This window comes from Thiomicrorhabdus heinhorstiae (assembly GCF_013391765.2).
GTDB lineage: Bacteria > Pseudomonadota > Gammaproteobacteria > Thiomicrospirales > Thiomicrospiraceae > Thiomicrorhabdus > Thiomicrorhabdus heinhorstiae.
On sequence record NZ_JACBGI020000036.1, the window covers coordinates 1 to 17,968 of the forward strand.

At 49.2% G+C, this 17,968-nt stretch carries 19 protein-coding genes; 18 read left to right on the plus strand and 1 reads right to left on the minus strand.

Annotation, left to right across the window (positions count from 1 at the left end; genetic code table 11):
• Positions 1-141 precede the first annotated feature (141 nt).
• The 18 genes from H8792_RS11620 to H8792_RS11705 all read left to right on the plus strand — a co-directional run bounded on the left by H8792_RS11620 (position 142) and on the right by H8792_RS11705 (position 15,869).
• The gene (locus H8792_RS11620) at positions 142-1,557 is read left to right on the plus strand and encodes a form I ribulose bisphosphate carboxylase large subunit (RefSeq protein ID WP_185979137.1); all 1,416 of its coding nucleotides are present in this window, start codon (positions 142-144) and stop codon (positions 1,555-1,557) included.
• A 45-nt stretch (positions 1,558-1,602) separates the two neighbouring features.
• On the plus strand, positions 1,603-1,944 hold the full coding sequence (locus H8792_RS11625) for a ribulose bisphosphate carboxylase small subunit (protein ID WP_185979138.1): 342 nt from the start codon (positions 1,603-1,605) through the stop codon (positions 1,942-1,944).
• 66 nt (positions 1,945-2,010) lie between these two features.
• Positions 2,011-4,041 carry a carboxysome assembly protein CsoS2 gene (gene csoS2 / locus H8792_RS11630; RefSeq protein WP_185979139.1) on the plus strand — a complete coding sequence of 677 codons (2,031 nt, stop codon included), beginning with the start codon at positions 2,011-2,013 and terminating at the stop codon, positions 4,039-4,041.
• 27 nt (positions 4,042-4,068) lie between these two features.
• Positions 4,069-5,655, plus strand: a complete 1,587-nt coding sequence (locus tag H8792_RS11635; protein ID WP_185979140.1) for a carboxysome shell carbonic anhydrase — start codon at positions 4,069-4,071, stop codon at positions 5,653-5,655.
• Between the two features lie 14 nt (positions 5,656-5,669).
• The gene (locus tag H8792_RS11640) at positions 5,670-5,942 is read left to right on the plus strand and encodes a carboxysome peptide A (protein ID WP_185979141.1); all 273 of its coding nucleotides are present in this window, start codon (positions 5,670-5,672) and stop codon (positions 5,940-5,942) included.
• The gene (locus H8792_RS11645) at positions 5,923-6,177 is read left to right on the plus strand and encodes a carboxysome peptide B (protein WP_185979142.1); all 255 of its coding nucleotides are present in this window, start codon (positions 5,923-5,925) and stop codon (positions 6,175-6,177) included. The genes H8792_RS11640 and H8792_RS11645 overlap by 20 nt, the downstream gene beginning before the upstream one ends.
• A gap of 34 nt (positions 6,178-6,211) precedes the next feature.
• Positions 6,212-6,502 carry a BMC domain-containing protein gene (locus tag H8792_RS11650; RefSeq protein ID WP_185979143.1) on the plus strand — a complete coding sequence of 97 codons (291 nt, stop codon included), beginning with the start codon at positions 6,212-6,214 and terminating at the stop codon, positions 6,500-6,502.
• A gap of 82 nt (positions 6,503-6,584) precedes the next feature.
• The gene (locus H8792_RS11655) at positions 6,585-6,878 is read left to right on the plus strand and encodes a BMC domain-containing protein (protein WP_185979144.1); all 294 of its coding nucleotides are present in this window, start codon (positions 6,585-6,587) and stop codon (positions 6,876-6,878) included.
• A gap of 79 nt (positions 6,879-6,957) precedes the next feature.
• Positions 6,958-7,263 carry a BMC domain-containing protein gene (locus tag H8792_RS11660; protein ID WP_185979145.1) on the plus strand — a complete coding sequence of 102 codons (306 nt, stop codon included), beginning with the start codon at positions 6,958-6,960 and terminating at the stop codon, positions 7,261-7,263.
• Between the two features lie 73 nt (positions 7,264-7,336).
• Complete coding sequence (locus tag H8792_RS11665; RefSeq protein WP_185979146.1) at positions 7,337-7,885, plus strand: ferritin-like domain-containing protein; 549 nt, start codon at positions 7,337-7,339, stop codon at positions 7,883-7,885.
• Complete coding sequence (locus tag H8792_RS11670; protein WP_185979147.1) at positions 7,882-8,157, plus strand: 4a-hydroxytetrahydrobiopterin dehydratase; 276 nt, start codon at positions 7,882-7,884, stop codon at positions 8,155-8,157. The genes H8792_RS11665 and H8792_RS11670 overlap by 4 nt, the downstream gene beginning before the upstream one ends.
• Positions 8,154-8,420: a hypothetical protein gene (locus tag H8792_RS11675; protein WP_185979148.1), complete on the plus strand. Its 267-nt coding sequence runs from the start codon at positions 8,154-8,156 to the stop codon at positions 8,418-8,420. Before H8792_RS11670 ends, H8792_RS11675 begins: the two co-directional genes overlap by 4 nt.
• Before the next feature lie 385 nt (positions 8,421-8,805).
• Positions 8,806-9,231 (plus strand): P-II family nitrogen regulator, encoded by a 426-nt coding sequence (locus H8792_RS11680; RefSeq protein ID WP_194947664.1) that lies wholly within the window; start codon positions 8,806-8,808, stop codon positions 9,229-9,231.
• A gap of 4 nt (positions 9,232-9,235) precedes the next feature.
• On the plus strand, positions 9,236-9,841 hold the full coding sequence (gene rdgB / locus H8792_RS11685) for an RdgB/HAM1 family non-canonical purine NTP pyrophosphatase (protein WP_185979150.1): 606 nt from the start codon (positions 9,236-9,238) through the stop codon (positions 9,839-9,841).
• Positions 9,838-10,461: a BMC domain-containing protein gene (locus H8792_RS11690; protein WP_185979151.1), complete on the plus strand. Its 624-nt coding sequence runs from the start codon at positions 9,838-9,840 to the stop codon at positions 10,459-10,461. The genes rdgB and H8792_RS11690 overlap by 4 nt, the downstream gene beginning before the upstream one ends.
• Positions 10,462-10,476: 15 nt before the next feature.
• A complete protein-coding gene (locus H8792_RS11695; RefSeq protein ID WP_185979152.1) occupies positions 10,477-11,430 on the plus strand; it encodes a LysR family transcriptional regulator in 954 nt (317 codons plus the stop codon).
• Between the two features lie 414 nt (positions 11,431-11,844).
• Complete coding sequence (locus H8792_RS11700; RefSeq protein WP_185979153.1) at positions 11,845-13,401, plus strand: NADH-quinone oxidoreductase subunit L; 1,557 nt, start codon at positions 11,845-11,847, stop codon at positions 13,399-13,401.
• Positions 13,401-15,869: a YbcC family protein gene (locus H8792_RS11705; protein WP_185979154.1), complete on the plus strand. Its 2,469-nt coding sequence runs from the start codon at positions 13,401-13,403 to the stop codon at positions 15,867-15,869. The genes H8792_RS11700 and H8792_RS11705 overlap by 1 nt, the downstream gene beginning before the upstream one ends.
• A 54-nt stretch (positions 15,870-15,923) precedes the next feature.
• Here the strand turns inward: H8792_RS11705 and H8792_RS11710 are convergent, their stop codons facing one another.
• Positions 15,924-17,624, minus strand: a complete 1,701-nt coding sequence (locus H8792_RS11710; RefSeq protein ID WP_185979155.1) for a hypothetical protein — start codon at positions 17,622-17,624, stop codon at positions 15,924-15,926.
• Between the last annotated feature and the right edge of the window lie 344 nt (positions 17,625-17,968).

A 17,968-nucleotide genomic window follows, 5' to 3' on the forward strand; every position in this document is an offset into this window, starting at 1 on the left:
ATATATTACAGTTTTTGCTGTTTTTATATATATAGAGATTGCTCAATCTTTTCCATCGTTTCTTTCAATTAGTCAATAGGTTGGCTTATCCATAACATTGCACTTGAATTTATTTCAACTCCAAAAACAAGGAGCGCATTAATGGCTAATAAAACGTTTAACGCTGGTGTACAAGATTACCAGCTGACTTATTGGACTCCAGACTACACTCCACTGGATACAGACCTACTTGCTTGTTTCAAAGTTGTGCCGCAAGCGGGCGTACCACGTGAAGAAGCGGCGGCTGCCGTTGCAGCTGAATCATCAACTGGTACCTGGACAACGGTTTGGACTGACCTGTTGACCGACATGGAATTCTACAAAGGTCGCGCATACCGCATCGAAGACGTACCTGGTGACAAGAACGCATTCTATGCTTTCATCGCTTACCCGCTAGACCTTTTCGAAGAAGGTTCGGTTGTAAACGTCCTAACTTCATTGGTTGGTAACGTATTCGGATTTAAAGCGGTTCGTTCTCTTCGTCTAGAAGATCTACGTTTCCCAATGGCGTTCATCAAAACTTGTGGTGGGCCACCATCAGGGATCCAGGTTGAGCGTGACAAGCTTAACAAATACGGTCGTCCAATGTTGGGTTGTACCATCAAACCAAAACTAGGTCTTTCAGCCAAGAACTACGGTCGTGCGGTTTATGAGTGTCTTCGTGGTGGTCTTGATTTGACTAAAGATGACGAAAACATCAACTCACAACCATTCCAACGCTGGAGAGATCGTTTTGAATTCGTAGCGGAAGCGGTTGATAAAGCGACGATGGAAACCGGTGAGCGTAAAGGTCACTACCTGAACGTTACCGCTGGAACGGTTGAAGAAATGATGAAGCGTGCCGAGTTCGCTAAAGAACTGGGTCAGCCAATCATCATGCACGACTTCCTGACAGCAGGTTTCACTGCGAACACCACGCTTGCTAACTGGTGTCGTGAGAATGGAATGCTTCTGCACATTCACCGTGCGATGCACGCGGTAATCGACCGTAACCCACTACACGGTATCCATTTCCGCGTATTGGCCAAGTGTCTACGTCTGTCAGGTGGTGACCATCTGCATACAGGTACGGTTGTTGGTAAGTTGGAAGGTGACCGTGCGTCAACGCTAGGTTTCGTTGACCAACTACGTGAGTCATTCGTTCCTGAAGACCGTTCACGCGGTGTTTTCTTCGACCAGGATTGGGGCTCAATGCCAGGTGTTATGGCAGTTGCTTCCGGTGGTATCCACGTATGGCACATGCCGGCGCTAGTCAACATCTTCGGCGATGACTCGGTTCTTCAGTTCGGTGGTGGTACACAAGGTCACCCGGGCGGTAACGCAGCGGGTGCAGCGGCTAACCGTGTTGCTCTGGAAGCTTGTGTTAAAGCGCGTAACGAAGGTCGTGACCTGGAACGCGAAGGCGGAGACATTCTGCGTGATGCAGCTCGTCACAGCAAAGAATTGGCAGTCGCTCTGGAAACTTGGAAAGAGATCAAGTTTGAGTTCGACACCGTTGACAAATTGGATGTGGGCTAATAGCCACACCTTGTGAATCAATCCGAACAATTTAAGGAGATAGAGATGTCAATCCAAACTGATGATTACCGTACAAAATCGACGCTAGAAACTTTCGGTTTCCTACCTGAGTTTACGGCTGATGAAATTTACGACCAGATCGTATACATCATCAACCAGGGCTGGAACTGTTCAATCGAACACGAAGAACCCTCTAACACTTCAGCTCACTACTGGGGTATGTGGAAACTTCCGATGTTCGGCGAGCGCGATCCTAACGCCGTACTAGCTGAAATCGACCAATGTCGTTCAGCTTACCCGAATCACGTTATCCGTTTGATCGGTTACGACAACTACACTCAGTGCCAAGGGCATAACTTTGTCGTTTACCGTCCTCGCGGAATGTAATTTACGGCCTAAGCCATAAATTAACGAGTGATTTAAGAGTCAGAAAGACGAATAGGAGGCTTTAGCATGAGTACAAGCAATGCTCAAAGCGGTCGAGCTGCAGCGATTGCACGTCGTAAAGCTCAGGTACAAGGAAAAGATTCGCAAGCGGCAGCTGCTACGGCAGTGCCTCGTCGCAAACAACGTCCGGAACCTGTAGTGGAAACAGCAGTCGAGCCTGTTGCAACGACTTCTACTTATTCTGAACCGTCTCGTTCACGCCGTGGCGTAAATCCAGTAGCGGCTGCTGAAACAGCATCGGCTGCTGGCCGCAACGCGGCTAAAGCTCGCAGACAGCAACAGAAGAGTGGAAAGAGTGCAACATCCGCGAACAAGACTCAAGCTCAAAGAACAAGAGCAGAACGTAAACCGGTTGAGCCGATTGCAGAAGTTCGTCAAGAAAGAACGGAAGCTCCTGCACCGGCGCCTCGCAAAGAGCGCGCTAATAACGGCCGAGCGCAAGTGAAGCCGGAAGTCGCTCAGGTTCAGTCAGGCGGTCGTCTACAGTCAAAAGCGTATCGTCAGGCACAAGCGAAAGGCAAAGCGGGACAAGATGCATTTAAGTCAAAAGGCGGCAGCCAATCGGGTGCGAAAGCGAAATTGGCTAACCCGGATGCGTCAACTCGTGACATTGCCAAGCAGGTTCGTGCCGAAAGATGTACACGCGGTAAGACTTGTTCTACAGGTACGTCCCGTCCAACACGTCAGCAACGAAGCAGTCAAGCTGCTCCTTCTAAAGTAGAGGAGTCGCAGACCCTGAGTGGTCAGACAGTTTCGGGCACGATGGTAGGCCAGGGCGATAAGAAAATGACCGGCGCTGAAACCGGAGCTTGCCAATTGGTAAGCGGAACCGAGTATTTAGGTGCCGAAGAGTTTGCAGGTAGCTGCGCAACACAACCAAAGGCGCAGCCGGCGAAAGTGACGCAGACGCAAACCACTCGCGGTCAGATTGTCAGCGGTACAACCAAGGTTGGACGCGGTGAAAAAATGACCGGAAATGAGCCGGGAACCTGCTCCGCAGTAACCGGAACCGAGTACTTACCTGCAGATCAAGGTCAGATGTATTGCGGTGAAACGCCTGCAAAGGCCAAGGCAACCGGTTTTTCGGTCATGTCACAACCTTCGCAGACCGGCGGCAGCAAGATCACTGGCGGTGATAGTCGTAAGTCACAATCGACCACGATTAAGCCAAAGAACCCTGCGAAGGCACCACAAAAGGTGATGCCGTCGCAAACGGCTCAAGGTAACACCACGACAGGCACCCAGGTGGGGCGACTGGAAGCGGTAACCGGTATACAAAAAGGGGCTTGTAAATCTGTAACAGGAACAGGCTACCAGGGAATGGAAGAAGCTAAGGCGTGTAACGCTGAAATGCCGAAACCAGCCACTAAAGTGACGGCCTCTGCGACTACTCGCGGTCAGTCGATTACCGGTGACCGTAGTGGCGGCATCTCGAATATGACCGGTGCGGAAGCGGGTTCTTGTAAAGCGATTAGCGGAACGCCTTATGTTGGTTCTGAACAGATCGCCAGCTGTGCTCCGGCTCAGCGAAGCGAAATCAACCAGCGTCAACGTCAAGGCATTAACCCTGCAATCTCAGGTGTTCAACCTGGACCACAGGGGCTAACCGGTGCACAAAAAGGCGCATGCCAGCTGGTATCAGGCACTCACTACCAGGGCGGTGACCAAACTGCAATGGTATGTGATACCACCAATGCGGCGATTCCTGGTGAATCGGATTTTCCGCAGATGATGGGAACGCCTCAGATGCAGGCACAACCGCAAACGGCACCCATGCCGGCTGCTGAACCAGCAGTTGAGCAAGGTGCAAAAATAACCGGCGACGGTTGGGATAGAGGTAGCAAAGTCACAGGTACGGAAGGTCCTTGGGCGGCGCAACGTAACTCGTCGATTAGAGGAGCAAGAGGGCAGGCACCGATGGGTGCGAGCCAGTTCAAGCGCGCTAACAACGAGATCCCTATGAGCCCGATTACCGGCTCTTCAGGCAACACTGATACCGGGGCGAAAGTCACTTTATCAGGCGGCGCCAGAGCTTAAGAAGTTAACTGAATACTGGGTGTTTTGATGAGCCGTTTAAAAAAGAACCATCGTCAAAAGTCAATGTTTTGGAAGCCGATCGTTCCGCGATCAACCTGGCAGGCACAAAATCCGTCCGCTCACGGATTCGATGCCGACACGGTTGATAGTGGTTACCAAGGCGGAAAAGAGAGACATTCGTTCTCAACAATGATAACGGGAACCCATGCTTTAGTTGATGAAAGACAGAATCAACTGCTGCGCCAGTACGAAATGGATATTAAGTCACGCTTTGATGATATCGAAGCCGCCTTGAAAGACATTTTGCAACAGCAGGGACAGAACGGTTTTGTCGGTTGGGCCAACCAGCAGCTATTTGCAAAGTTGGGTGTGACCTTAACAGATCAGGATTGGCAGTCTGGATTGAATATGCAATCACAGAAAGGACTTCAGGCTCTGTATGCGAAGACCCTCTTTGCACAATTTTTAAGAATGTCGCAAGAGTTCTTTAACAACGATCCCTTAGCGGGAGAACGGATACAAGAAGCTGAGCAAATCTTTCGAGAAGCTGGGTTTCACGCAGTTGGCATAGCGCCATGTGCAGACGGACGTCTTGCGCATATCGTTAGCTACGTACTCAGACTGCCTTACGCGGCTGTAAGAAGAAAATCCCATGCGGGTTCACTCTTCGATATCAGCGAAAGCGTTCGAAACTGGGTATTTATTGAACATATGCGTTTTCGGGAAGGCAAGCCGAATTCGGCTGACGAACCGACGCGTTATTTAAAAATCGCGGTATATCACTATTCCAAAGCTGATCCAACTCATCAGGGTTGTGCGGCACACGGCAGTGATGACCAGAAAGCAGCGGAGGCTGCGCTAACAAAACTCAACGAATTTAGGCAAGCGATTGAAAACCGCTTCGGTTGCGGTTCGACGGTGCAAACCCTGTTACTGGGTTTGAATACCGACGACGACAGCATGAAGGTACATATTCCGGATGCGAATGGCGAGATCCGTTTACAGCGTTACGTTGAAACCGATCAGCTATACCAGGCAACGATGGATCTGTCAGCAATCGAAGCAAAAGCGCTGTTACGCAACGCGATCAACGGTTGCAACCAGCTCAAGGGCGCAAGCGCTCCTCAGCCGGAATTGACAACCCTGATCGGATGGCTGATCGGCAACAATTTTTCGCAGATTGCTTATGTCAATCAATACGAAAACGGTTGCTACAGCGATCTGGGCCACGCCGAACGCTTTATCGGCGTCGGCAACGGTTTTGAAGAAGTTCAGTTGCGTAACCTGAGCTATTACAGCTTCCTCGATACGGTCGAAGAAGGGGTAAACGATGTCGATGTCGGCATCAAGATTTTCAAGGGTTTGAATGTGAAGCGATTAGTGCCGATCCCGATCATTATCCGTTGCGATTACGACGGGCGGGTACCGGGGTCGAAAGATCGTGCCGAAGCGAAAGTCTTGCGTATTGAGAAGGCGCTGCACAATCGCTATCAGGAATTGGCAGCATCCGGTTTGTTGCACACTCTGCCGACTTTGCGCGACTTTACCGACAGCAAGCCGGCAGAGAGAGTAACCAGTGTAATGGATTCTACCCCAGGGCGTAGAACCGCATAGAAAGGAGGTAAAAAGTGAAAATTTATAAAGTCGATAAGACCCTCGTTTCAACGAACCGTATTGCGATGATGGAGCATAAACCTCTCCTCGTCGTACGGGAAAGAGATGGCGGTACTCCACAGGTAGCAGTCGATCCGGTGGGGTGCAAACCAGGCGATTGGGTGATCTGTTGCGGTAGTTCGGCGGCACGTGATGCAACCGGAGTAAAAGGTTATCCGAGTGACTTGACCATCGTTGGCATTATCGACAAATGGGAAGGGCCTCAGGATGCAGATACTGCAAGTTAAACAGCAGCTGGTTTTGACCAGCCGCCTGAACGACTTAGGTCATCTGCCTCTCAAAGCGCTGGTGACCGAATCGGGTGAAGTGTTTGTGGCGATGGACCCGATCGGAACCAAAACAGGTGACTGGGTTTTTACCATCGCCAATTCTGCCGCACGGGATGCTGCAGGCGATAAACGATTATTAACGGATTTAACGGTTGGCGGCATCATCGATGATTGGCAACCAGAACAGAAGTAAGTTTTAAAAAGTGAGCAACTCAAAGGAGAAAGTTATGAGTGATTACGGTATTGCACTAGGCATGATTGAAACGCGTGGTTTGGTTCCAGCGATCGAAGCGGCAGATGCGATGACTAAAGCAGCAGAAGTACGTCTTGTAAGCCGTGAGTTTGTAGGCGGTGGTTATGTAACCGTTATGGTTCGTGGCGAGACCGGTGCAGTAAACGCAGCAGTACGTGCCGGTGCAGACGCTTGCGAACGCGTTGGTGACGGTCTGGTTGCTGCGCACATCATTGCACGCCCTCACAAAGAAGTTGAGCCGGTTTTAACCATTGAACAAAAGTAATTTTTAATCGTTTCAGAGAGTTTTTAATCAACTCTGAAACGGCAAAAACCAATAGTTAATTTCCCTTGAAGGAGAAAAGAAAATGAGTACGGAATACGGTATTGCCCTAGGCATGATTGAAACACGTGGTTTGGTTCCAGCGATCGAAGCGGCAGATGCGATGACTAAAGCAGCAGAAGTACGTCTGGTTTCTCGCGAGTTCGTAGGCGGCGGTTACGTTACGGTTATGGTTCGCGGTGAGACTGGTGCGGTAAACGCGGCAGTACGTGCCGGCGCAGATGCTTGTGAACGTGTTGGTGACGGTCTGGTTGCTGCGCACATCATTGCACGCCCTCACAAAGAAGTTGAGCCTGTTCTAACAGTAGAAAGCAAATAATTTATTAGTCGTTTCAATGTCTGACAATAGGTGATGAGGCGACACCCTACAAAGTTACTATCCTTTAAGGAGATATAAAATGAGTGAATACGGTATTGCCCTAGGCATGATTGAAACACGTGGTTTGGTTCCAGCGATTGAAGCGGCAGATGCGATGACTAAAGCAGCAGAAGTACGTCTGGTTTCTCGTGAGTTCGTAGGTGGCGGTTACGTTACGGTTATGGTTCGCGGTGAGACTGGTGCGGTAAACGCGGCAGTACGTGCCGGCGCAGATGCTTGTGAACGTGTTGGTGACGGTCTGGTTGCTGCGCACATCATTGCTCGCCCTCACAAAGAAGTTGAACCGGTTCTAACCATCGGTAACGCTGGTGCTAACCGTAGCTAAGTCGATAAGAGTAAGAACTCACGTGGCTAAACTCAAAAGGTTTAGCCGTTAATTAAGAAGTTAGGAGGGAGACATGCGCTATTCAGCAAGAATGCCCGGCAGTGTAATGCCTGGTTTAGGTGCCTATCCTCAAGTTCCCGAAGTGCAGACGGTTTCAACAAACAGTCAAATTCTCGGTTATTTGGGGCGAGCACTAAGCTTGGAATTCTCGGCCGGTCAGCATTATCTCGCACAAGCTTCGTTGGCAAAATTCCGCCAGGAAATTTCCTTCGCAGAGAGTTTTGTCACCTTGGCAAATGAAGAGTTCCAGCATGCCAATCTGATCACGGATCGCATGGTGGCTCAAGGAGCTTTGCCGGCAGGGAGTGTCTTACGTCCGGCTGGCCCGGCTACTAATATCGCCGAGGCTTTAAGAAGTTGCGAAGAGCGTGAAATCGCTCTGATCCAACTGTATTCGGAAGCCTCGCAATATTGTGCCAATTATGGTGCTCATGAAGATCATGCACTTTTTAACCGACTATTGGAAGAAGAGCATACTCAGTTGTTACGTGTGCAGTCATGGTTGGAAGAATATTTCCATAACCTGACACAAACCTATCAGCCAACCAGGAGCTTTGTATGAACGAACGATGGAAACTGAAAGATAAACCGGCGAGCATGGAAGCCCGTTTTGAATTTGAGAGCTTTGAAAAACTGAGAAGTTTTTTGGATGAACTGGCAGAACAGGCGGATCTGTTGGATCACCATCCCAATATCAGTTTTGGTAGAGGACATGTCTCGGTGATTATCTATTCTCAAGCCGCCGAGCTAAGTGAATTGGATTTTGCTTTGGCCAAGGGGATTGATGAAGGTTTCCATCGTGTAACAAGCTTTTCACAAGGAGCATGGGCATGACCACTACGCAAGATTCTAAAACGGCACCGGCCGCAGCTCAAAGCTCGGCAGCCGGAAGTGCGCAAAAGACGACCGCTGCACGTACAAGAAAAACGGCAACGGTGAAAGTCGACCAGGTTCAGGCAGCGAAGCCTGAAGCTGCAAAATCTGTACAAACTCCTGCGGCTCAGGCTAAAGCCGAAGTCGAAGCGTCTGTGCAGGAAACACAGCATATTGCCGATCAGATTAAAGTCTTCCCCCGAAAAAGAGTTTGGCCTGATTAGCAGTATAGCCGTCTCGTAAGAGGCGGTTTAACCGGTTGTCTTTGCTATGGGAATCTCCAAATCTGTTTTGACCTCTTTAACGGGTTTTTGGTGACTGATCCAAGGCTTGCATAGCGAGTAACGTCCAAAAGCTTTTTTCTCATACGTGTTTGTTGATTCCAAATGGGGCAGTACCGGTTCTGCCCCTTTTTTATATCCGGCGAAGCGGAATTTTTAACCGGTAGACAAAGTTTTTTGTGATCGAAGTGATCCATTGATTCAGGTCTATGCTACGGAGAGGAATCTTCAATTTCTATAATGTATGGAAATTCAATAGGATAGATACCACGAACTGACAGGCCTAAACACCGGTTGGACAATAAACATTGATTTATACACGAGATAAATGGAAGTAGGGTTTGCAATGGAATGGATCGAGGATAATTACGACGGTGAAACTTGGAGTTTTAATTCCGAAGTTGCCAAACCGGTTTCGGTGCCTTTAAAGCAAGCTAACAAGCCGATGAAATCAAACGAATCGGGTAAGAAGATTCAGATTCTGACTAATCGTTTGATGGAAGGCAAAATCATGCTTTTACTGAAAAAACTCGGACTGAAAAGCTACACGGTATGCGACGCACGTGGTGATGGAGCTCCGGAGTTTGAGATGATTCGCCAACCGGCGGAGAAGAACATCCTGTTTAGCGTTTCCGTTAATCAGCGTGAACAAGCGTCGTTGCAGGAAAAAATTAATCAATTCGCCCGAGAAGGCCAGGCGGTTACTTTGTATTTATCCGGCCAAGAGGTGATGGTTCCAATCGGTCGCGGGTAAACGGATGATTGTATTAGCAACCGGCAATCCGGACAAAATAGCTGAAATCGCTCCTCTGTTGCGTAAAGCGGGAGTCGAGGCAAAACCGCAAAGCGATTTTTTTACCTCCGAGGTGGTCGAGGATGGCTTGAGTTTTGTCGAGAACGCTTTAAAGAAAGCGCGCTTTGCCAGTCAGAAAACCGGGCTACCGGCTCTGGCAGACGACTCGGGTATCGAAGTTGAAGCACTCGGCGGGAAACCGGGTATTTATTCAGCGCGCTATGCGGCTGGAGAAAACGGCAAAACGACCGATAAACAGAATTTAGAAAAACTATTGGCGGATTTGGGTAATCGCCCTTATACGCAACGCCGGGCACGATATTCGTGCGCTGTGGTCTATGTCGCACACGCAGAAGATCCGATGCCGTTGATCGGCTACGGTCATTGGTACGGCGAAATTTTAATGGAAAGAAGAACCGGCCAAGGCATCGGTTATGACGATATTATGTGGATTCCAAAATTGGTGAAGGCGGTTTCCGAGATTCCGTTTGACGTAAAGAACAAGATCAGCCATCGAGCACAAGCGGTGCAGTCTGTACTGGAACAGCTACGGAAAGGGAATGAGTTATGATTGAATTAAGAACCTACGTGTTTCTGGATTCTCTTCAGCCGCAACTCGCCTCTTATATGGCAACGGCTTCTATGGGGTTTTTGCCGGTACCTGGGGATTCGTGTTTGTGGATGGAGGTCTCGCCGGGAATGGCGGTTCACCGCCTGTCGGATATTGCGTTAAAAGCCTCGAATGTTCGACTGACGCAACAAATTGTTGAGCGTGCTTACGGTTCAATGGTTTTTAACCATCGTGATCAGAGTGATGTCTTGGAGGCGGGTGATCGAGTTTTAAAACATCTCAAAACGACCGAGTATGAAAGACATCCATGTATTTTGATGTGGAATGAAGTGATTCCTTCAATTACCGCGGACCATGCAACACTGATTAACCGCGATAACCGCAAGGGATCGATGATTATGCCCGGCCAGAGTATTTTTATTATGGAAACGGACCCTGCCGGTTATATTATTTATGCGGCGAATGAAGCTGAAAAAGCGGCGAATGTGACTCTGATCGAGGCACGTGCAGTCGGGGCTTACGGACGTTTGTTAATGGCTGGTAAAGAAGCCGATGTTCAGGAGGCATCCAAAGCTGCGGCTGCTGCCTTGAGTAAATTAACCTGTCGAGTGGCAAACTAAAATAGGGCTTATGTTATGAGTGATGCATTACCACCACAAAATAACTTTTTGATCAGGCATGCGACACTGAGACAGATTCAGGTATTTGAATCGGTTGCACGCAATTTGAGCTTTACCCGGGCTGCTGAAGAATTGCATCTGACTCAGCCGACGGTATCCGCTCAGGTAAAAAGTCTGGTTGAAGCAGTTGATATGCCGTTGTATGAACAGATCGGGCGTAATATCTATCTGACCGAAGTCGGAGAGCAGGTTGCCTGCAGCTGCCGCGAAGTTTTGAACCACTTCTCTAATCTGGAGATCATGCTGGACGATTTCCGCGGGATGAAACGTGGTCAGCTACGCGTTGCGGTTATGTCGACGGCCAAGTACTTTATGCCGATTGCTCTGGGTAAGTTCTGTAAGAAATATCCGGATATCGATTTGGATTTGACTATTTCCAACCGTGAAGCCCTGCTTAAGCGCATCGATCGCAATATGGATGATCTGTATATTCTCGGACAGATTCCGCCAAGCAGCCAAGATTTGGAAGTGCATCCTTTCGTACCGAATCCGTTGGTGATTATCGCCAACCGCAGCCACCCGCTGGCCGGTAAGAAAGTCACCTTGAAACGACTGGCCAAAGAGCCTTTCATCATGCGTGAAGAGGGCTCCGGTATCCGAATGGCGGTAGAAAAGGTTTTCGCAGAAAAAGGCTTAAAAGTGAATGAGCGCCTGACTTTGCAAACCAATGAGGCGATCAAGCACTGCGTGGTGGGGGAATTGGGCGTAGCCTGTGTCTCGCGGCATGCTCTTTACTTGGAAAAAAACGAAGGACCGATTGTCGAGTTGGATGTCGAAGGTTTTCCGATTGAAAAAGAGTGGAATATCGTCTATCCGGCCGGTAAAGAATTGTCTCTATTAGCGGAAGAGTTCTTGGATTTCCTGAAGGAAGAGGGTACCAATTACATCCAGCTTGAGGAGTTGCACTGATCTGCTACGGCACATGAGTTTACTCGATGTCGATCGGTTGTCGGCCTGCTTTGGCGGCAATCGAATCGAACCTCTAATAACAATAAAAAACTTCCCTTCTTATCTTCCTGAAACTTTATATGGGCTCGGGCTGCTGCACGCAGTCTGCAAGCCTGCTTTTTTATCCGTTTTCTTCATTTTTGCAGCCGGCCGACGATGAACGGAGATTGTTCCCTGTCCGCTGTTTAAGCCTCTATAGCCCCTTCCGGTAACCATTCCCCATAGTCTATGGGAGCTATTCGATTTCCCAATTTTTCATCCATAACGACTTCTTCTAAGATTGAAATCATATTTTCAACCCATGTTTATGTTGGACATCGAGAGGTTTGCATGACGCTTCGTCGGCAAACAAATATCAGATGAAAGGAGTTTGCTATGAGCTTGCAATGGATCGGAACCCTGATGGCCTGGTTTATACCATTAAGCTTATTTCTGGCGGCGATTACCAATGAAAGACGAGCAAGTTGGGGGTTGGCCCGCGGTGTCACCCTGCTCGGTTTTATGCTGGCAATATTTTTGGGGATCGCCATGTCTCTTGGATGGATTTCGCTTGCCGCTGAAGGGCGTTGGACTCTGGCTTCGGATGCCAGTCTGATTATTTTGGGGTTGGTGACCTTTATCGGTTTTATCAACATCGGCTATTCACGGATTTATATGTCCGGCAATGCCGAAGATGAAAAGCGCTATCTGCGCTGGTTGCTGGTCACTTTAGGCAGTGTTGCTATTGTAATCACCACTAACCACATGCTGATTTTGGTATTCGGCTGGCTGGCGATTACTTTGAGCCTGCATCGTCTGTTGATTTTCTATCCGAATCGCCAGCGAGCAGTACTGGCGGCGCATAAAAAATACATCTTTGCCAGATTTGCAGAGGCTTGTTTGCTGGGGGCGGTGTTGATTCTTTATTTCGAACACGGCACCTGGTTTATCAGCGACATCTACCAGAATGTCAAAAATGCCGGGCAATTGAACGCCTGGGATCAGTTCGCAGCTCTGCTGCTGGCATTGGCGGCGCTGGTTAAGTGCGCCCAACTACCGTTACACGGTTGGTTAATTCAGGTTGTTGAGGCACCGACACCGGTTTCAGCATTGCTACACGCCGGGATTATCAATCTTGGCGGCTATCTGCTGATCATTTTTGCCCCCCTGATCGTCATGTCGGATGCCGCCCAATGGATGCTGTTGATTGTCGGCGGAATTACCACGGTTTTGGCGGCTCTGGTCATGATGACGCGCGTATCGGTCAAGGTGAGGCTGGCCTGGTCGACCATGTCGCAAATGGGCTTGATGATGGTCGAGTGCGGTTTGGGACTGTTTGAGCTGGCACTGCTGCACTTGATCGCTCACTCCTGTTACAAGGCTTACGCTTTCCTGAATTCGGGATCGGAGGTCGAATCGAGTATGAAGCGCCGTCTGGCACAGGCTGAAGCGCCGTCCGCTTCCGACTGGTGGCTGGCCGGACTGGTTTCGATTGGATTGGTTGCCGCTCTGGTATGGGGATTGGATATGCCGGCACCGTACAGCCCTTGGTTATTGTTTGCCATCGCCTTGACTCTGTTGATTGCCGAAAGACGCGGACGTTTGTCGGTCAGCGCGATGGCCGACATGGTGATACTGGGCGTATTCCTGTTGATTGTCTACATCGTGCAGAAGAGCAGCCTGGGCTTGTTTATCGAGAATCAAACCACCAGCGTCGGCTGGCTGGGCGACCTGTGGATCGCTCTGTTACTGGTGCTGTTTATGGCCGGTTATATTTTTCTACGCTATTACCAGAATCTGCCGTGGATGGCGAAAGTCAGACGGGTTCTTTACGCAGGGTTTTATCTGGATGAGCTGGTAACGCGTTTGAATTTAAGAATCTACCCAACTCGTTTACCGGTTCGGTTCAAACCGAAGAAATTACAGATTCCGAAAGAGGAGTTGTACCACTGATGAAAGCAACGCAAAAATCGTCAATGACGTTAGCGTCGAATCAGGCGCAACCTTTAATGCCGACCTTGTCCGACAGACAGAGAGAAAAGCTGTCGGTGGCGTGTACCAAGATCGCACCGACCTGGCCGTTGGATGAGTTAGTAGCGGTTAATCCTTGGTGGGAGATGCGCGATCAGCACTTTAGCGATGTATCCGCCAAGCTGACTGCCTTGAGTCAGGCGCAGTGTTTGATGCCAAAGTCTTACTTCCAGGAAATCTGGATGGAGAACCTTTCGCCGCAACATCTTAAACAGGCGATCGACGAGTCCGGTAGCGATTATTCGATTGAAAGCTTAGAGCGCTTTTTGATCGAGGATGACGAGCATACTCACTGGCACAACATCAGTGACTTTGTCGACAGCGGTCGCGATCGAAAATACAAGATGGCCTGGCGTGATGAGATTACCCATCAAATCAGCCAGTTCTGTGCGGATTTTTTCCGTTATCGTGAGCATAAAGTCTCTTACGCAGAGACTTATCAAGGCCTCTATAGCGAATGGCTAGCGACCACTCGTCAGGACAAAGGGATCGAAATCCTGATGGCTGAAGACGGCTTGACCGAGCAGTTTATGAGTTTGCCGGAAACCGCAGAGGGCTTGTTGGCCGAAGCGTTGACGGTCTTGCGGGTGACAGACGAAAGTATCAGCGACTATGCCCATGCTCTGTTGCTGGATATCAACGGCTGGGCGTCATGGGTGGCTTATTTGCGCTGGCAGGATCGTCTGGATGGCTTTGATAATTCTTTAATGATGGATTTGTTAGCGATTCGTATCGCTTGGGAACGGGTGCTGTGGCGTCATCAGAAGTTCCATGACCGTGCCGTTTTCAATGAATTGAAGGTGATGTGGCGCCATCAGATGAACATCTTGCCGGAATTGATCGAAACCCACAGAGCAGCACAAGCGAAATCGTGGATCTGGCAGAGGGCGGCCGAGATCGCCTATCAATCGGCGATTCATCAACAGCTGAAACATGCGCCGGATGTCGGCGAGAGTGCAGAACGGGTTCAACCGAAGCTGCAGGCGGCATTCTGTATCGATGTTCGCTCCGAAGTGATTCGCCGTGCTCTGGAAGCCCAAGATCCACGGATCGAAACCATCGGTTTCGCCGGATTCTTCGGTCTGCCGATCGCTTATCAACCGGTCGGAACCGATGTGTCCCGTCCGCAATTACCGGCTCTGCTTAAACCGCAGATGCAAGTGAAAGCGATTTTGCCGGCCGAGCAGGATCAGACCACGAAAAGAGCCTTGAATAAAAAAGCGCGCTGGATCGAATGGGGGAATGCCGCTCCGGCTACCTTCAGTATGGTTGAGGCGACCGGGCTGCTGTATGCGTTTAAACTGCTGCGGAACAGTCTGTTTCCGCATGAACATGAGCATCCGATTAATCACTTGCCGACGGCGGATGAGTTTGAACTGACTCAGAACGAGTCGCCTGTGTCTTTGCAGCAAAAGGTCGATTTGGCGGCTGGAATTCTGCACGGTTTGGGTCTGGAACAAAATCTGGCGGAAACCGTCATGCTGATCGGACATGGCAGCAGTAGTTGCAATAACCCGCATGCGGCCAGCTATGACTGTGGCGCTTGCGGAGGCCAGACCGGCGAAATTAATGTCCGGGTGTTAAGTTTCCTGTTGAATCAAGACGAAGTCCGAGACGGTTTAAAGCAAAAAGGTATTGAGATTCCGCAGAATACGCGTTTCATGGCGGCGATGCATAATACTACCACCGATGCGTTTACCTTCTATGGCCCGGAGGCTCCGGACGAGCAGATCAAAAGCTGGTTTGTGCGTGCTTCGGAACTGTCGATGCAGGAAAGAGCTATGCGTTTAGGTCTGGATCATCTGCAAGGTCGGGAAGTTTACGAATCGATTCAGCGCCGAGCTAAAGACTGGTCGCAGGTGAGACCGGAATGGGGTTTGTCGGGAAATGCCTCTTTTATTGTTGCGCCAAGAAAACGCACCCGTGGACAAAACTTCCAAGGGCGGGCTTTTTTGCACGACTACGACTGGCAGGAAGATGAAGATGTGTCGCTATTGACTCTGATTATGACTGCGCCGATGGTCGTGACCAACTGGATCAGCCTGCAGTACTATGCTTCGGTGTGCGATAACTACGTGTACGGCAGCGGCAACAAGGTGCTGCATAATGTCGTCGACGGTTCGATCGGCGTCTTCGAAGGCAACGGTGGCGATTTGAGAATCGGTCTGCCGTTACAGTCATTGCACGACGGCAATAAATGGATGCATGAACCTTTACGTTTGAGCGTTTATATCGATGCACCGCGCGACTACATAGAAAAAGTGGTTGCCGAGCAGGAAGTTGTTCGTCAATTGATTGATAACGAATGGCTGTACTGTTTCCGTTGGGATCGAGACGGTACTTTGGAACGGTACCGTGAAAAAGACTGGATCTCTCAAGAAGCAATCTGACCAAGAAGAAAAAAGGCCGGTTTATAACCGGCCTTTCTATTTTCAGGCGTTAAATTATTGGTTGACGTTTAAGTCAGTGGAGCCGGTTGTTGTACCGGTTGTCGCCCCTGTCGTCGACGCCGCATCCAGACAAGCTTGGGTATTGCCGTCAAGAGTAACAGTGTATTCAATGACGTTGTCTGTCGCATTATTGCTGACCATCAGGGTTTTGGTACTGTAGTAACCGTAGTAATCCGTACCGTCAATCGTGCCGTTAATGTAAGGCTTGTAAATGTAAGTTTTGAATTCACTGCCTTCTGCAGCATAAGCGGTTACCGGAGTATATCCATAGGTTAAATATTTTCCGCCAGCGTATAGATAGGAGAACAGGCGCAAGTTATCGTCGTCAACTTGACCGTTTGCACACATTGATTTCGCTCTGACGGTTACAGGGTATTTCACAGGCAGGGCCGACGTTGGTACTGACAGGTTAATAACTCCTGAGCTATCACACATTGACTGGGTAACGGTGGTAGTTTTACTGCCGACTTCCGCTCCATCGATAAGGGCTGTCAGTTTCAGCTCCCGGTTGAGAGGGAAGTTGAACAGCTTGGCATAGCCGTCATTTCTGATATAACCTGAATAGAGGTAGCCGGCCGAGTTGGTAAATGCTGCACGAACATAGACATTCTCTCCGGTAAGCAAACCGCCTTGGCTGTTGACGATATTAAGAGTCAGATTAGAACATACTGCTGAATAGTGCCAATCCAGGTTCCAGTACGACAAGTGGCTTGCTTGGACGACTACATCATAGAAACCGTCGGCGCCGTCAAGATCGGCAACGGTTCCGTCTTGTTCATAACTCCATTTACCCGTGTCTTCGTCGTAACTCCACACTGGCACCGTATCACCGATAGCAATGGCAACACCTGTATCCGGATTAATGGTGCCTTCTTTGATCTGCATTTTTACTTCGATATCATTGTTGCCGAATTGACGTACTTTATCGCCGTTTTCATTTTCGACAGTAATCGATGTAAAACCAGCAGTGACGAAAGTGATATTTTCTTGTGTCGCTTCGGTTGCATTCGGATCACTGGTTGTTGCCAAAACGGCAAAACCTCCGGGGAAAGCATCGGTAGAACTCTCTTCGTTCGCGCTATGATGAGCAACGGTTACCTTGATCGTACCAGTAACTGGATTACCGTCTTTATCGAGCAAGTCAGTTCCGGCAGGAATGACGATTTGCGTTTGCTCATCGTTCACACTGGTGCTGTTTGTAACCTTTGCGGAAACGGTAATTTCATTTGTTACTACGCCGCCAGCGTCGACGTCGCCTGAAACATCTTGTTGAGTAACTGCGGTTCCGACCGGTGGGTTATCGATTTTGACCATACGGATAATAAATTCTGCCAAGTCTGTATTTGCCGTACTGAGCTCGATCCCCGTATCTAAGTAGCCGTCCTTCTGGGCCAAAAGGTTAAGGGATATATCCTGTTTATCTGCCGAATAGGTGACAATGCCTCCTGGCAAAGTCGTAGCATTTTCCATATCAATACTGGCGACATCTGTACCGCTAACGGTAATGGTCGCACCATCAATTGCATCACCGGTAGTCGCATCGACAATGCGCCCGGTAATTTCCAAAGCTTTTTCGGTCACTTCAAGGCTGGAGATCGTGTCGGGATCGCTGCTGCTTGAGCACCCGGACAGGGAAGCTCCAAGCACGGTAGAACTTATCGCCAGGAATAGAACTTTAAGGTTTGTGTTTAACATGCCAGCGCCTCCAAAGATTGATAGCTGTTTATATTAAAATGTGCAACTTAGGAGGTTGTCCCAAGCAAGTTGATAAAACATTTTTGGCTTTTTGTACTACAGAAAAAACATCTTGGGTGCGGATGTTTTACCTAATTTTTGAAGTAGATCGCGATTGCATGTAATGACATCACCTGTCTATCTAAAAGCTGACTGATCCGGTTGCACGAGTCGAGAATTGTTTCAAGCGACAACCGTAAGCTTTTTGTCAGGGTGCCTTAAATTTTTAGTAAGATTAATGCTATGCTAGATAGCGGATGGGCGCATGTCAAGCGTTAAATGACGGCTCTTTAATTCATTGGTTT

Bases quoted from the DNA above. Each gene is read 5' to 3' on its own strand.
- H8792_RS11620 (WP_185979137.1), top strand. From the start codon at position 142: ATGGCTAATAAAACGTTTAACGCTGGTGTACAAGATTACCAGCTGACT.
- H8792_RS11625 (WP_185979138.1), top strand. From the start codon at position 1,603: ATGTCAATCCAAACTGATGATTACCGTACAAAATCGACGCTAGAAACT.
- csoS2 (WP_185979139.1), top strand. From the start codon at position 2,011: ATGAGTACAAGCAATGCTCAAAGCGGTCGAGCTGCAGCGATTGCACGT.
- H8792_RS11635 (WP_185979140.1), top strand. From the start codon at position 4,069: ATGAGCCGTTTAAAAAAGAACCATCGTCAAAAGTCAATGTTTTGGAAG.
- H8792_RS11645 (WP_185979142.1), top strand. From the start codon at position 5,923: ATGCAGATACTGCAAGTTAAACAGCAGCTGGTTTTGACCAGCCGCCTG.
- H8792_RS11650 (WP_185979143.1), top strand. From the start codon at position 6,212: ATGAGTGATTACGGTATTGCACTAGGCATGATTGAAACGCGTGGTTTG.
- H8792_RS11655 (WP_185979144.1), top strand. From the start codon at position 6,585: ATGAGTACGGAATACGGTATTGCCCTAGGCATGATTGAAACACGTGGT.
- H8792_RS11660 (WP_185979145.1), top strand. From the start codon at position 6,958: ATGAGTGAATACGGTATTGCCCTAGGCATGATTGAAACACGTGGTTTG.
- H8792_RS11665 (WP_185979146.1), top strand. From the start codon at position 7,337: ATGCGCTATTCAGCAAGAATGCCCGGCAGTGTAATGCCTGGTTTAGGT.
- H8792_RS11670 (WP_185979147.1), top strand. From the start codon at position 7,882: ATGAACGAACGATGGAAACTGAAAGATAAACCGGCGAGCATGGAAGCC.
- H8792_RS11675 (WP_185979148.1), top strand. From the start codon at position 8,154: ATGACCACTACGCAAGATTCTAAAACGGCACCGGCCGCAGCTCAAAGC.
- H8792_RS11680 (WP_194947664.1), top strand. From the start codon at position 8,806: ATGGAAGTAGGGTTTGCAATGGAATGGATCGAGGATAATTACGACGGT.
- rdgB (WP_185979150.1), top strand. From the start codon at position 9,236: ATGATTGTATTAGCAACCGGCAATCCGGACAAAATAGCTGAAATCGCT.
- H8792_RS11690 (WP_185979151.1), top strand. From the start codon at position 9,838: ATGATTGAATTAAGAACCTACGTGTTTCTGGATTCTCTTCAGCCGCAA.
- H8792_RS11695 (WP_185979152.1), top strand. From the start codon at position 10,477: ATGAGTGATGCATTACCACCACAAAATAACTTTTTGATCAGGCATGCG.
- H8792_RS11700 (WP_185979153.1), top strand. From the start codon at position 11,845: ATGAGCTTGCAATGGATCGGAACCCTGATGGCCTGGTTTATACCATTA.
- H8792_RS11705 (WP_185979154.1), top strand. From the start codon at position 13,401: ATGAAAGCAACGCAAAAATCGTCAATGACGTTAGCGTCGAATCAGGCG.
- H8792_RS11710 (WP_185979155.1), bottom strand. From the start codon at position 17,624: ATGTTAAACACAAACCTTAAAGTTCTATTCCTGGCGATAAGTTCTACC.